This is a genomic window from Maritimibacter sp. UBA3975 (assembly GCF_002384975.1).
GTDB lineage: Bacteria > Pseudomonadota > Alphaproteobacteria > Rhodobacterales > Rhodobacteraceae > Maritimibacter.
Genome location: NZ_DGCP01000009.1, coordinates 518,690 through 532,079 on the forward strand (window position 1 = coordinate 518,690; position 13,390 = coordinate 532,079).

Below are 13,390 nucleotides of genomic sequence, written 5' to 3' on the forward strand. Positions count from 1 at the left end.
CGGCCACGAGGCAGATGCGCTCAGAGCGCGGGCATTGACTTTGCCGGCACCTGCGGGCACATCCGCCCCATCATAACCCGCAACCGGGCGTTCCGTGGGCGCCAAACTGACGAGGAGACTGGCCATGAGCCATATTTCCCTGACATTCCCCGATGGTAATTCGCGCGTTTACGACGCTGGCGTAACCGCTGCCGATGTCGCCGCCGATATCTCCAACTCTCTGGCGAAGAAGGCGATTTCCGCGACCGTGAATGGTGCGCATTACGATCTTCAGTGGCCGATCGAGGGCGACGCCGAGATCGCCATTCACACGATGAAGGACGACGCGCAGGCGCTGGAGCTGATCCGCCATGACGCGGCCCACATCATGGCGCGCGCCGTGCAAGAGCTGTGGCCGGAGACCAAGGTCACCATTGGCCCCGTCATCGAACACGGTTGGTACTACGACTTCGACCGCGAGGAGGCCTTCACGCCCGAAGACCTCGGTCAGATCGAGGCGAAGATGAAGGAAATCATCAACGCCCGCGACGAGGTCCGCACCGAAGTCTGGTCGCGCGCCGACGCCATCGCGCACTATGAGGAGACGGGCGAGCCTTACAAAGTCGAGCTGGTCAACGCCATTCCCGACGACGGCCAGCCGATCCGCATGTACTGGCACGGTGAGTGGCAGGATCTGTGTCGTGGCCCGCATCTTCAGCACACGGGACAGGTGCCCGCCGACGCCTTCAAACTGATGAAAGTCGCCGGGGCCTACTGGCGCGGCGACTCCAGCCGCCCGATGCTTCAGCGGATCTATGGCGTCGCGTTCAAGAACCGTGACGACCTGAAGAAGCACCTCACCTTCCTCGAAGAAGCCGAGAAGCGCGACCACCGCCGTTTGGGTCGCGAGATGGACCTGTTCCACATGCAGGAAGTGGCCCCCGGTCAGGTGTTCTGGCACCCGAACGGCTGGACGATCTACACCACGCTTCAGGATTACATGCGCCGCCAGCAGAAGGCCGGCGGCTATGTCGAGGTGAACACCCCGCAGGTCGTCGACCGAAAGCTGTGGGAGGCGTCGGGCCACTGGGAGAAATACCAGGAAAACATGTTCATCGTCGAAGTGGACGAGGAGCACGCGCGCGAAAAGGCGATCAACGCGCTCAAGCCGATGAACTGCCCATGTCACGTCCAGATTTTCAATGTGGGCCTCAAGTCCTACCGTGACCTGCCGCTGCGCATGGCCGAATTCGGGTCGTGCAGCCGCTATGAACCCTCGGGCGCACTGCACGGGATCATGCGGGTGCGCGGGTTTACGCAGGACGACGCGCATATCTTCTGCACCGAGGACCAGATCGAGGAGGAAACGGAGAAGTTCATTACGTTCCTCGCGAACATCTACCGCGACCTCGGCTTTCCGACCTACAAGATCAAGTTCTCCGACCGCCCCGATACGCGGGCCGGATCGGACGAGATCTGGGACAAGGCGGAAAAGGCCCTGCTCGACGCCACCCACAAGGTGACGAACGACGTGGAGCTCAACCCGGGCGAAGGCGCGTTTTATGGTCCGAAGCTGGAATTCGTGCTGACCGACGCCATCGGGCGCGACTGGCAGTGCGGGACGTTGCAGGTGGACTTCGTGACGCCGGAACGGCTCGACGCGAACTATGTGGGCGAGGACGGGGCCAAGCACCACCCGGTGATGCTGCACCGCGCGACGCTCGGGTCGTTCGAGCGGTTCATCGGCATCCTGATCGAGGAACACGCGGGCAAGCTGCCGTTCTGGATCGCCCCGCGTCAGGTGGTCGTCGCGTCGATCGTTTCGGACGCCGACGATTATGTGCAAGAGGTGGTGGCAGAGTTGCGCGCCAAGGGCGTGCGTGCCGAGGCCGATATCCGCAACGAGAAGATCAACTACAAGGTCCGCGAGCACTCGGTCGGCAAGGTTCCGGTCATTCTGGCCATCGGGATGAAGGAAGTTGAGGACCGGACTGTTACACTCCGCCGGTTGGGCGAGAAGCAGACGCGGGTTGTCGCTTTGGACGAAGTGGTACAAGAACTCTCGACTGAGGCGACACCGCCGGACCTCGCCTGATCCAACCCATTGATTTCAAACGAAACGGGCGGTCCGCGTGGCCGCCCGTTTCACGTTCAATTCACGAAAGCGTTTGTTTCACTGCGTCACAGGGCCGCGCTGCATAGGCGCGTGAATGGTCTGTGACGCACCTCCGGGGCTAGCAATTGGTCACCGCAAAGACGCGGAACAGAATGCAACTTGGAGGACAGACCTTTGACCCAGAAACTTTCCACTGCCGCCGTGGCCGGCGCCGTCGCGACCGCTCTCGCATCGCTCACTCTCCCTGCCCACGCACAGGATATGGAGAAATGCTACGGCGTCGCCAAAGCCGGCGAAAACGGCTGCGCCGCGGGCCCGGGCACGACCTGTGCTGGCACGTCCAAAGTCGACTATCAGGGCAACGCATGGTCGCTCGTGCCTGCCGGCACCTGCGAAGAGATGACCATCGAAGCCTCGATGACCGAGGACATGACGGAACGCATGGGCTCGCTCGAGCCGCTCGACCGCGACCTGCCGATGGACGGCTAACGCCCCCGGCGCGGGCGGGACGGCTCTCTGCCCGCGCCATACCAGACACAAGTCGGGAGGGGACGATGCTCGACATGACGGGACACAAACTGCCACCCGCGCCCGGCGTGGGGTTCAAACCACAGCATTATGCCGAGGTTATCTCGGACAGTGGGGCGGCCAAGTGGCTGGAAATTCACGCGGAAAACTACATGGGCGACGGCGGGCGACCGCTGGCGCAACTGCGCGCGCTCGCCGAGCGGTTTCCGATCTCGGTCCACGGCGTTGGGCTGTCGATCGGTGGCGATGAGCCGCTGGACGCGGATCACCTCGCCCGGCTCAAGCGGTTGATCGGCTGGCTCGATCCCGCGAGTTTCTCGGAACATCTCGCTTGGTCATCGCATGGCGGCACCTATTTCAACGACCTTCTCCCGCTCCCCTACACACCTCAGACGCTGGCCCGCGTCGAGCGGCACATTCACGAGGTGCAGGAGGCGCTTGGGCGGCGGATGCTGCTCGAGAACCCCTCAACCTACCTCGCCTTTTCCGAGTCGACGATGGCCGAGACCGATTTTCTCTCGGAGCTCGTGCGGCGGACGGGCTGCGGCCTGCTGCTCGACATCAACAATGTCTTCGTCGCCTGCACCAACCAGCAGACCGACCCCCGCGACTACCTCGCGGCATTTCCGCTCCACGCGGTCGGCGAGGTTCATCTGGGCGGACATGACGCGGACGAGGACGACGCGGGCGCACCGCTCCTGATCGACGCGCACGGGTCGGAGGTGGTCGATCCGGTCTGGACGCTCTACGCCGAAACCGTGCGGTGGATGGGGCCCAAACCCACCCTGATCGAATGGGACAACGACGTGCCGGAATGGGAGGTCCTGAAAGAGGAAGCTGCCCGCGCCGCGACAATTCTGGGCCGGGTGAATGCATGAGGAATGCGACCCAAGATTCTGCCAAAAAGAGATTTTTCCAACAGGCGAGAGACAGCCGCCACGGCCAAAGCCCGGAGGTGCAGGAGATGACCTGGAACACCGCCCTGCTCGACCCCGATCGCGCGCCAGAGGGGCTTTCAGACCCGCAGGGCCAGCCCCCGGGCCGACGGTTCGACGTTTACCGCAACAACGTCATGTCCTCGCTCGTTCAGGCGATGCGCGACGGGTTCCCTGTCGTTCGACGGCTCGTCGGTGAAGAGTTCTTCGCGGCGATGGCTGGGGCATTCGTGCGCACCCACCCGCCGGACTCGCCGGTCCTTTTTACCTACGGCACCGCGTTCCCCGCTTTCCTTGAAAACTTCCCCCCGGCGCGGAGTTTGCCGTATCTCCCGGACATCGCGCGGCTGGAGCTGGCGCTGCGCCGGGCCTATCACGCCGCTGACTGCGTGGCCGTCGCACCCGATGCGCTCAATCGGCCCGACATCGACGACGCGCGGCTCACGCTGGCCCCGGCGGTTGCCGTGCTCTCGTCTCCTTACCCGATCCACGCGATCTGGCGGATCAACATGGACCCGGACGCGCCCAAACCCACGTCAGGTGCGCAATCGGTGCTCATCACCCGCGCAGACTGGGATCCGCTGGCCGAACCCATTCCGGCGACCGAGGCCCGCTTCTTCAACGCTCTCGGCACCGCGACACTGGCCGAGGCCGCCGCCTCGGTTCCCGATCTCGATCTCGCAACCGCCCTCGCCCGGCTCATCGCCCGCAAGGCCATCATCACCGTGGAGGTGCCCGCATGATCCAGTCCATCCTCACCCGCCTGGACGCAGCAACTTCGCCCGTCATCGGGACGTTGCTGCGTGTCACCTTCGCGGCCACACTGGCCGGGTATTTCTGGGCTTCAGCGCTCACAAAACTCGACGGGGGGAGCCTTTCGGTGAACGGCTATGCCCAGATTTTCCCGAAGGCGATGGAAGCGGTGAATTATGACGCTTCGCAGCTTGGCGTGTTTCATGCGCTCGTTGTGGCTGCCGGGACCGCAGCGGAGTTTGTGCTCCCCGCGCTCCTCATCGTCGGCCTGCTCACGCGCCTTGCCGCACTTGGCATGATCGGCTTCGTGGTCGTTCAAACGCTCACCGATCTTTTCGGCCACGGCGCGCTCGGCCAGCCCGAGACGCTGGGGGCCTGGTTCGACCGGGTGCCTGACAGCCTGATCCTCGACCAGCGCCTGATGTGGGTTACATTGCTTCTCACGCTCGTCTTTACGGGGCCTGGCCCGCTATCTCTGGACCGGCTCCTGGGACGACGCTTTCAGAGCCAGGCGGCCCTTGCGGCCTGATCCCAGCCAAGCGTGCGGCGCCCGCCGTCTTCGACGACCGGGCGCTTCATGAGTGTCGGATAAGCAAGAATCAGCGCAACCGGATCGCCGGTTCGCGCCTCGCCATCGAGCTCGCGCCATGTGGTGGAACGCTTGTTCACTAACGCATCGCCAAAATCATCGAAGAACGCTTGCAGATCAGATATTTGCAGCGGTGCCTCGCGAATATCGACAAGTTCCGGCGTTTTTCCCGCCGCCGCGAGCTCTTTCATCGCCCGCCGCACCGTGTCGCAGCTCTTGATCCCGTAGACCCGCATGGCACCACCTTTCGAAAAATCTTCACTTGAGTTTTCGCGTTTTTGACGCATCGTTGAGGTGTGAGACAAGTACTTCCAGACCAATGCTCCTTCCGGGGCAGCTGAAGACCTGGCTGCACCAACCCGCCGCAATACCGTGGGCGGACAACTTGAAGGAGAGACGGAATGCCCACCGGCACCGTGAAATGGTTCAATGCGACCAAAGGCTATGGTTTCATCGCGCCCGACGACGGCGGCAAGGATGTGTTCGTACACATTTCAGCCGTCGAGCGCGCCGGACTGACGGGCCTGGCCGACAACCAGAAGGTCGAATACGAGATGATCCCGGGCCGTGACGGTCGGGAAAGCGCGGGCGACCTCAGGACGCTCTGACACAGCTCGTAACGGACAGGGTGAAACCCCGCGTCCAGCGCGGGGTTTCTTTGTTTCGGCTGTGCCTCAGGTGACTGCGCGCACGATCATGACGCCCGCCCAAGCACAGAACCCTGTCAGGACGGTTCCCCAGATCACGTCGGTCGCCACCATCTGCGGCGCCCAGAGGCGCAGGGTCGCGTAGTTGGTGAATTCGTATGTCCCGTAGGCCATCGCTCCGATCACGGCGCCGCCGATCAGCGCCGAGACCGGCGTGTCGTTCTTCAGTGCGGGGAGCGACACCAGCCAGACAAGTCCGCCGACGTAAAACAAGTAAAATACGGCGGCAGGTACGATCCGGATCGGCATCTGGAGCCAGTCGCCAAGATGCTGGTCGAACAGTGGTTTCATCACCTTGTTCAGCATCACGGCATCAATGCCGAGGAAAAGAACGGCGGTGATTATGTAGAGCAGGACAGGCTGCATCGCGTAACCTCAGCTTTGTTTTCAAAGGAGTTACGCGCTGACCCGGCGAACGGATCCAAAAAATCAGCACCGGCGGCTTGGACTGTGGCGCACGCGCTTCACCGGGGAGAGTTCCCAGTCGCGAAGTTCGGTGTTGATGTCGGCCGTCGCCTGTTCCACGCGACCTTCGACGCCAAGAAAGCGGCCAACGAAGCCTTCGCCGGTCGTGATGCCGAGGCGACGTTTGAGGTCCAGTGCAAGGAGATCGAGAAACGGCCACCGGCGCGGAGGCTCAACGACGATGCGAACGACCTCTACCCGACCCTCGTCGGTGACGAAATAGCGTTGCGAGAGTGTCGCTTCCCGTTGTGCCCGCACCTCTTCAACCGCGCGCACATCCTCGAACCCGCATTCCCAGGCACCCTTTGCGAGCGCGTTCTGCGGTGTGGTTGCTGCCATCACGATCGCTACGGCGACCGCGCCCCTGAATGTAAAATGTCCCATGCCGTGAATTTAGGAGGAGCTTCGTAAAGGGCGCAATAACGCGTCTGCCTCGCAAAAAGATACAGGCTCAGGTTGTGCAGATAGGCAACAGGTCAGCCGCAGCGCACGAGGTCGCGCAGCCGGCAGGCCGGGTCGGCAGCGCGTAACGGGGCCGCGTGAACCTCGCGCCAAGCGGCCTCGTCAAAGGCGGGAAAGAACGCGTCCGCATCTGGCACGTCGAGTTCCACCTCGGTCACGAGAAGCCGGTCGGCGCGTGGCAGAAGCGCCTCATAGATGCCCGCCCCGCCGATCCCGTAGACACGCGTGTAACCCGCCGCCCGCGCCAGCGAGACCGCCTCGCCGACCGACGCCGCCACGTTCTCTGTCAGGGACCTGTCGCAGGAAACCACAATATTCAGCCGATTTTTCAACGGCTTCACCGGCAAGCTTTCCCACGTCCTGCGCCCCATGACGAGCGCGCCTCCGGTTGTTTCGCGTTGAAACATCTTCAAGTCTTCCGGCGCCCGCCACGGGATGTCGCCATCTCGTCCGATGGCACCGCCCCGCGCCCGGGCCACCACCAGCGTCAGCATCAGACAGCCACCGGCGCGCGGATCGCGGGGGCCGGGTCGTAGCCCGGGAAAGTGAAGTCGTCGTAACGGAAATCGAAAATCGAACGGACGTCGCGCCCGATCTCGATCTGCGGCAGCGGTCGCGGATCGCGTGAAAGTTGTTCACGCACTTGGTCCATGTGGTTGGAATAAATATGCGCGTCACCGATTGAGTGGACGAAATCCCCCGGCTCGTACCCGGTCACATGGGCGAGCATAACCTGAAGGAGCGCATAGGACGCGATGTTGAACGGCACGCCGAGGAACATGTCGGCGGAACGTTGGTAGAGCTGAAGGTGCAGCTTGCCGCCAATGATGCGCACCTGCCAGAGCGTATGGCACGGCGGCAAAGCCATGTCGGGCACGTCGCCGGGGTTCCAGGCCGAGACGATGAGCCGGCGGCTGTCGGGTGTCTTTCGGATTTGCTCCACAAGATCGGCGATCTGGTCCACCTCCCCGATCACCGGCGCTCCGTCCGGCCCACGCGAGAGTTTCGGAAAATGCCGCCACTGGTGGCCGTAGACCGGGCCGAGGTCGCCATTCTCGTCGGCCCATTCATCCCAGATCGAAACGCCGTTTTCCTTCAGGTAGCCGATATTCGTGTCGCCCGAGAGGAACCACAGAAGCTCGTGAACGATCGAGCGAAGGTGAAGCTTCTTCGTGGTGACGAGCGGGAAGCCATCGGCCAGCGGATACCGGCACTGAAGCCCGAAATAGGAGGTCGTGCCGGTCCCGGTCCGGTCGCTCGAGAGCGACCCCTCGTCCAGCACGGTTCTGAGCGCATCCAGGTATTGACGCATGGCGATCTCCCTTGTCCCGACTCCTTCCCGAGGAAGCGGTGCGCCCACCATATGTTGCGAAAATTATACAGACAACCACTAGGGGCGCGGGCCCTGCGGCGTGGGGGATTCTTGACAGTTGCGGTCCCGGATGCGCTACTGCCAGACAAGAAACGAGTGGGCAGGAATGGTGGTATCCGTGCAAACACGCAACGCTCCGCGCCGCCCCCTGATTGGGGGGGTGAGCCGCCGTGCACGGTCGCGTAGACACTCCGTTATGTGGGGTCGCAGAATCATGTCCGTCGTCGCGCTTTGCGCGGCCCTCGGCACCCCGGCGCTGGCGCAGGCGCCGGATCGGTCAACCGTTCTTCCAGCCGCCGCCGAGGCGCTCGCCGCCGGCGACGCGCCGCGGGCGCTTGGCCTGACCAATGCCGTGATTGCGGCCAACCCGCGCGACATCGACGCACTGCTTCTGAAATCGCAGATCCTCTTCGCGATGGGCCAGTCACGTTCGGCGCGCGAGGCGTCGCAGGCCGCGTTCAACGCCTCCGACATCCCGGCCGCCCGCTACGCCGCGGCCGTGCGCACCGCCGACATCATCGCGCAGGATGGCAACTATGTGCTCTCGCAGTTCTGGCTGCGCCGCGCCTTGCCATACGTCCAGACTGATGCGGAAATGGAGCGCTTGGTGCAGGCCTACCGCTTCGTCAAACAGAAGAACCCCTGGCGCTTCTCGTTCTCGGGCGGGGCATCGCCGAATTCGAACATCAACAACGGCTCGTCCGAGAGCATCATTTATATCTACGGACTGCCCTTCGTGCTCTCGCCAACCGCACGGGCGCTGTCTGGTTTCACCGCCGAGGCACAGGGCAAGCTGGAGTACCGGCTGTTCGAGAGCCAGCGCTCCCAGACCACCATTGGCGTCGAGGGTGCCGGGCGCATGAACTGGCTTGACGCGAAATCGCGCGCCGCGGCGCCGACGGTGTCGGGACATGATTACGATTTCTACTCGCTGGCCGTGATCGCTACGCACAAGCAGATCGTGGGCAACGGCATTAGGCTTGAGTTCTCCGGTCGCGCCGGGCGCAACTGGTACGGCGGCACCAAGCTGAGCGACTTCTTCGGCGCGGGCGCGGCCGTCACTTTCCCCATCGCACAGGGGCGCGATGCCCTGACTTTTACGGGACGGGCCGATCGGAGTCTGCTTGTGCAGGGCGGTCTGGTGCCTGAAACCACACTTTCGGCGGGCGCGAGCTATGGGCACAAGCTTGCCTGGGGCGACACCGTGCGCGCTTCGCTCAACTACACCCGCAGTTTTTCCTCCGGCGCAGCACAGGTCTATTCGCTGCCCTCCGTCGGCCTCGAATACCAGTTCAATCGCCCGATCCTCGGGGCGCATTTGGAGATCGGGGGCAATTACGGCTACAAGACCTACAACTTTTCGCCCTTCAGCACGACGGGGCGGCAGGACCGGATTCTTTCGGGCCGCGTCTCGGCCGATTTCCGGGGCCTGTCCTACATGGGGTTCTCGCCTGTCGTGACCGTCGAGGCCAAACGGGTGTGGTCCAATGTGCCGATCTACTCGCAGCAGACGCTTTCTGGCGGGATCAGTTTCGAATCGCGTTTCTGACGCGCTCGGGCTTGTCCTATCACTGGGCTTGATCGCCGGCGCCGCGCCTGCGGCGTCACAGGACGGAACGTGTCGTCAGGCTTTGGTTCTGGCCCTCGACGTATCGGGCTCGGTCGATTCAGGCGAATACAGGCTCCAGATGGACGGGCTCGCGCAGGCGCTGACCGATCCGCAGGTTGCCCGCGCCATCCTCGCCCCCGGCGCCGCGCCCATCGCGCTTTACGTTTTCGAATGGAGCGGACCGCAGTTTCAGAACCTGCTCGTCGATTGGACGCTGGTGACGGACCGGCCGACGCTGAACGGGATCGCGGGAACCCTGCGTGACACGCGGCGGAGCCCTTCGCCCCCGTCCACCGCGCTCGGCACGGCTATGGCGGTGGGCGGTTCGGCGCTCGCGCGCGGACCAGAGTGCTGGAAGGGTACGATCGATATTTCCGGAGACGGAAAATCGAATACGGGGCCGCGACCTCAGGACCTCGACGACCTCGCGCAACTCGAGGGGGTGACGGTGAACGCGCTCGTCATCAACACGATCGATTCCATGGGTGCCGGGCCGGGCGACGACGACCTTTTCAGCTATTTCGAGAACCTCGTGATCCGCGGCCCGGGCGCGTTCGTGGAACGTGCCGACGGGTTCGAAGATTATGCCCGCGCGATGAAAAAGAAACTCCTGCGTGAGATCAACGCGCTGGCCGTGGGCGGGCTCGAAGCATCTGAAGTTCCTGACCGGGGTTAGGCGCCATGGGTCGCGCGTCGCGTACTACCCGCGCCGGGGCCTTTTCCTGCGCCCCGTTCACCAACCATCCCGGTCAGTAGATGTAGCGGATCTGGTCGGTCCAGAACCGTTCGACCCGTTTCAGCGAAGTGTTCACCTCGTCGATTCCGTCGAGCGACAGGATGGCCCGTTCCTCCAACCCGGCAGAGTGTCGTTCGAAGAGGCCGCCGACCACGTCGCGGATGTGCCGCCCCTTGTCAGTCAGCCGAACCCGCACGGAGCGCCTGTCGATCTCGGAGCGCTGATGGTGCATGTATCCCATCTCCACCAGTTTCTTGAGGTTGTATGAGACGTTGGAGCCCTGGTAATAGCCGCGGCTTTTCAACTCGCCCGCCGTCACCTCGTTCTCACCGATGTTGAACAGAAGGAGCGCCTGAACGGCGTTGATTTCAAGGACGCCAAGGCGTTCAAACTCGTCTTTGATGACATCGAGCAGAAGCCTGTGCAGCCGCTCGATCAGCGACAGGGCGTCCAGGTATTGCGCCAGATACCGGGTGTCCGTGCCCGCAACGATGGGACCGTGAATGCTCATGCCTGTCTCCGCATTTGACTGCTTGCGCGACAGGTTTGAACGAAAACTCGGAATATTCGGTTAAAGGTCGAGGAAAAACATGCGCCTATCCGGCGATCTTATGATCCCGGATCAACGCGATGAGTCCCGCAAAACGGTCCGGCGGCGACACCTGGCCCGAAACCCACTGATAGAGGTCCTGATCGTTCTCAAGCAACAGTTCGTCGTAGAGATCAAGCTCGGTGGCCGAGAGCCCGGCCAGACGATCGTCGGCAAAAGGGCCGAGGATCATGTCCATCTCTTTGGTTCCACGCCGCCAGGACCGCATTCCCATGCGCTTGAGGCGCGTTTCAGCCGTCTCGGTCATAGTCACGCGCTGCCGTCCTCCAGCATCTTGCGCAGGCCCTTCTCGAGCCGCGCCATCCGCTTGGTCGCATCCGTGATGTCGGTCTGCACTTCGCGCAATTCCAGAAGGAGCGCCTTGGCGTCCCGTGAGAGCGTCCCTTCGGTGCCCGGGGGATCGACGCCCTCGCCTTCACCGGTGAGCAGCCAACGCAGCGACACGCTCAGAAGCCCCGACACCATCTGGAGCCGGTTGGCGCGCGGCTCGGAAATATCGTTCTCCCACGAAGCCAGCGTCTTTACCTTGATGCCCAGTTTCTTGGCCAGTTCCTTCTGGCTCAGCCCCGCCGCTTCGCGTGCACCGGCCAGCCGGTCGCCGAATGTGGCGTTCTCATCGGAGTACCAGTTGTCGTCCATCCCGCGTCCTTCCCGCTTGATCGCTCGTCTGGCGGAGCGTAGGACGAAGCCGACCCCTGATCTCAGCCGGATGCGACCATGACGATCCTCTCCGCGACGCTCGACCGCGTCAAACCTTCGCCCACCATTGCCGTAACAACTCTTGCGCAGGAATTGAAGGCCGCGGGTCGCGATGTCATCGGTTTGGGAGCGGGCGAGCCGGATTTCGACACGCCCGACAACATCAAGGATGCAGCGAAGGCCGCGATGGACGCGGGAAAGACGAAATACACCGCCCCGGACGGAATGCCGGAGCTGAAACAGGCGATCTGCGCCAAGTTCGCGCGCGAGAACGGGCTGAGCTACGAACCCGCGCAGGTCAGCGTCGGCACCGGCGGCAAGCAGATCCTCTACAATGCCCTCATGGCGACACTGAATCCCGGCGACGAGGTGGTGATCCCCGCCCCCTACTGGGTGAGCTATCCGGACATGGTCCTTCTTGCGGGCGGAGAGCCGGTGACAGTGGACTGCGGCATAGATACCGGGTTCAAGATGACGCCCGCGCAGTTGGACGCCGCCATCACGCCCAGGACCAAGTGGCTGATCTTCAATTCCCCGTCGAACCCGACCGGCGCGGGCTATACCCATGACGAGCTGGCCGCCCTCTGCGCCGTCCTGATGAAGCACCCCCATGTCTGGGTCATGTCCGACGACATGTACGAGCATCTCGTCTTCGACGACTTCGAGTTTTTCACGCCCGCGCAGATCGAGCCGGCGCTTTATGAGCGCACCTTGACGGTCAACGGCGTGTCCAAAGCCTATGCCATGACCGGCTGGCGGATCGGCTACGGCGCAGGGCCGAAAGTGCTGATCGACGCCATGCGCAAGATCCAGTCGCAGTCGACCTCGAACCCCTGCACGATCAGCCAGTGGGCCGCGGTCGAGGCGCTGAACGGGCCGCAAGACTTCCTGGCTGAGAACGCCAAAGTGTTTCAGCGTCGCCGCGACCTCGTGGTGGAGATGTTGAACGCGGCGCAGGGAATCGACTGCCCGACGCCGGAGGGTGCGTTCTACGTCTACCCTTCTATTGCGGGCTGCATCGGCAAGGCCACGCCCGAGGGCACCGTGATCACGGATGACGAGACCTTCTGCAAGGCGTTGCTCGAAGCCACAGGGGTTGCGGTCGTGTTCGGCGCGGCCTTCGGCGTCTCCCCGAATTTCCGCGTGAGTTATGCCACGTCTGACGAACAGCTGACGACCGCCTGCACGCGCATTCAGGACTTCTGCGCGTCACTTTCCTGAGCCAGGTTTACGTTGCGGTAAGGCACCGATCCACTGGCCCTGTTTGAACGAGCCGGTTACAAATGCCGCGGGCAGGAGTAACAAGAAACCATGTCGACCGAGCTTCCCGAGTATTTCTTTCGCGTTCGCGAGAACGGCGCCTTCGTTTTCAAGGTGGATACACAGAACCGCCACCGCCGTATCGAGATGGACCAGATCGCCGTCGTCAATACGAAGAATGGCGATATCAAACCCCATGGTGACCGCACCCTGTCGAATCAGGACATGGCGGCGATTTCCGATTGGCTGGCCGAGCGGCAGGAATTGCTCTCTGCCCGCCAGATCGACGATATACTGCGCGCTGTGGATACGCTGAACTACACCGCCCATTGGGTGCAGAAGGATGCGGATGACCACCAGCTCGAGATGGTGACAGACTCGCTCCTGATGGCGATGCACGACCTGCGCACGCTTCTTGTCCGCAAAAAGGCCGAGCGGTTGATACGCGAGGACTGAACGGTGTCGCCGGGCGCGGGGCGCCCGACGACCCGCTGGGGGGCGCTGCCCCCCAGCCCCCCGAGGTATTTCTGGACCAAAGAAGAGGGACAGCGCGGGCGCGAGGCCGGTGCG

The 13,390-nt window shown here is 63.1% G+C and carries 18 protein-coding genes; 10 read left to right on the forward strand and 8 right to left on the reverse strand.

Annotated elements, in window-relative coordinates:
• The first annotated feature begins 124 nt into the window (after positions 1–124).
• The 5 genes from thrS to B2585_RS07600 all read left to right on the forward strand — a co-directional run bounded on the left by thrS (position 125) and on the right by B2585_RS07600 (position 4,840).
• Positions 125–2,074, forward strand: a complete 1,950-nt coding sequence (thrS, locus tag B2585_RS07580; protein ID WP_292021599.1) for a threonine--tRNA ligase — start codon at positions 125–127, stop codon at positions 2,072–2,074.
• Between the two features lie 195 nt (positions 2,075–2,269).
• A complete protein-coding gene (locus tag B2585_RS07585) occupies positions 2,270–2,584 on the forward strand; it encodes a DUF2282 domain-containing protein (RefSeq protein WP_292021600.1) in 315 nt (104 codons plus the stop codon).
• A gap of 65 nt (positions 2,585–2,649) precedes the next feature.
• Positions 2,650–3,501, forward strand: a complete 852-nt coding sequence (locus B2585_RS07590; RefSeq protein ID WP_292021601.1) for a DUF692 domain-containing protein — start codon at positions 2,650–2,652, stop codon at positions 3,499–3,501.
• Positions 3,502–3,587: 86 nt separating this feature from the next.
• Complete coding sequence (locus B2585_RS07595) at positions 3,588–4,301, forward strand: DNA-binding domain-containing protein (RefSeq protein ID WP_292021602.1); 714 nt, start codon at positions 3,588–3,590, stop codon at positions 4,299–4,301.
• Entirely contained in the window at positions 4,298–4,840 is a 543-nt protein-coding gene (locus B2585_RS07600) for a DoxX family protein (RefSeq protein WP_292021603.1), read from the forward strand. The genes B2585_RS07595 and B2585_RS07600 overlap by 4 nt, the downstream gene beginning before the upstream one ends.
• On the opposite strand, the gene B2585_RS07605 is transcribed toward B2585_RS07600, so the two are convergent.
• Positions 4,813–5,220 (reverse strand): arsenate reductase family protein, encoded by a 408-nt coding sequence (locus B2585_RS07605; RefSeq protein WP_292021605.1) that lies wholly within the window; start codon positions 5,218–5,220, stop codon positions 4,813–4,815. The genes B2585_RS07600 and B2585_RS07605 overlap by 28 nt on opposite strands.
• A gap of 81 nt (positions 5,221–5,301) precedes the next feature.
• Here B2585_RS07605 and B2585_RS07610 point away from each other — a divergent pair, with 81 nt between their 5' ends.
• Positions 5,302–5,508: a cold-shock protein gene (locus B2585_RS07610; RefSeq protein WP_292021607.1), complete on the forward strand. Its 207-nt coding sequence runs from the start codon at positions 5,302–5,304 to the stop codon at positions 5,506–5,508.
• A 66-nt stretch (positions 5,509–5,574) separates the two neighbouring features.
• Here B2585_RS07610 and B2585_RS07615 read toward each other — a convergent pair whose 3' ends face one another.
• The 4 genes from B2585_RS07615 to B2585_RS07630 form a co-directional block, all read right to left on the reverse strand.
• Complete coding sequence (locus tag B2585_RS07615; protein ID WP_292021611.1) at positions 5,575–5,973, reverse strand: DUF2177 family protein; 399 nt, start codon at positions 5,971–5,973, stop codon at positions 5,575–5,577.
• Positions 5,974–6,036: 63 nt separating this feature from the next.
• Entirely contained in the window at positions 6,037–6,411 is a 375-nt protein-coding gene (locus B2585_RS07620) for a hypothetical protein (RefSeq protein ID WP_292021613.1), read from the reverse strand.
• Between the two features lie 137 nt (positions 6,412–6,548).
• Entirely contained in the window at positions 6,549–7,028 is a 480-nt protein-coding gene (locus B2585_RS07625; protein WP_292021615.1) for a dihydrofolate reductase, read from the reverse strand.
• Positions 7,028–7,846 carry a thymidylate synthase gene (locus B2585_RS07630; protein ID WP_292021617.1) on the reverse strand — a complete coding sequence of 273 codons (819 nt, stop codon included), beginning with the start codon at positions 7,844–7,846 and terminating at the stop codon, positions 7,028–7,030. Before B2585_RS07630 ends, B2585_RS07625 begins: the two co-directional genes overlap by 1 nt.
• Positions 7,847–8,120: 274 nt before the next feature.
• On the opposite strand from B2585_RS07630, the gene B2585_RS07635 reads away from it, so the two are divergent.
• Both B2585_RS07635 and B2585_RS07640 read left to right on the forward strand, forming a co-directional pair.
• Positions 8,121–9,455 carry a tetratricopeptide repeat protein gene (locus B2585_RS07635; protein WP_292021621.1) on the forward strand — a complete coding sequence of 445 codons (1,335 nt, stop codon included), beginning with the start codon at positions 8,121–8,123 and terminating at the stop codon, positions 9,453–9,455.
• 28 nt (positions 9,456–9,483) lie between these two features.
• Positions 9,484–10,191, forward strand: coding sequence for a DUF1194 domain-containing protein (locus B2585_RS07640; protein WP_292021623.1), 708 nt, complete (start codon positions 9,484–9,486; stop codon positions 10,189–10,191).
• A gap of 73 nt (positions 10,192–10,264) precedes the next feature.
• On the opposite strand, the gene B2585_RS07645 is transcribed toward B2585_RS07640, so the two are convergent.
• The 3 genes from B2585_RS07645 to B2585_RS07655 form a co-directional block, all read right to left on the reverse strand.
• Positions 10,265–10,762: a MarR family winged helix-turn-helix transcriptional regulator gene (locus tag B2585_RS07645; protein ID WP_292021627.1), complete on the reverse strand. Its 498-nt coding sequence runs from the start codon at positions 10,760–10,762 to the stop codon at positions 10,265–10,267.
• An 85-nt stretch (positions 10,763–10,847) separates the two neighbouring features.
• Positions 10,848–11,108 (reverse strand): succinate dehydrogenase assembly factor 2, encoded by a 261-nt coding sequence (locus B2585_RS07650; RefSeq protein WP_292021628.1) that lies wholly within the window; start codon positions 11,106–11,108, stop codon positions 10,848–10,850.
• A 2-nt stretch (positions 11,109–11,110) separates the two neighbouring features.
• The gene (locus tag B2585_RS07655) at positions 11,111–11,500 is read right to left on the reverse strand and encodes a helix-turn-helix domain-containing protein (protein ID WP_292021631.1); all 390 of its coding nucleotides are present in this window, start codon (positions 11,498–11,500) and stop codon (positions 11,111–11,113) included.
• A gap of 78 nt (positions 11,501–11,578) precedes the next feature.
• Here B2585_RS07655 and B2585_RS07660 point away from each other — a divergent pair, with 78 nt between their 5' ends.
• Complete coding sequence (locus tag B2585_RS07660; RefSeq protein ID WP_292021633.1) at positions 11,579–12,781, forward strand: pyridoxal phosphate-dependent aminotransferase; 1,203 nt, start codon at positions 11,579–11,581, stop codon at positions 12,779–12,781.
• Between the two features lie 90 nt (positions 12,782–12,871).
• The gene (locus B2585_RS07665) at positions 12,872–13,276 is read left to right on the forward strand and encodes a hypothetical protein (protein ID WP_292021635.1); all 405 of its coding nucleotides are present in this window, start codon (positions 12,872–12,874) and stop codon (positions 13,274–13,276) included.
• Positions 13,277–13,390 lie beyond the last annotated feature (114 nt).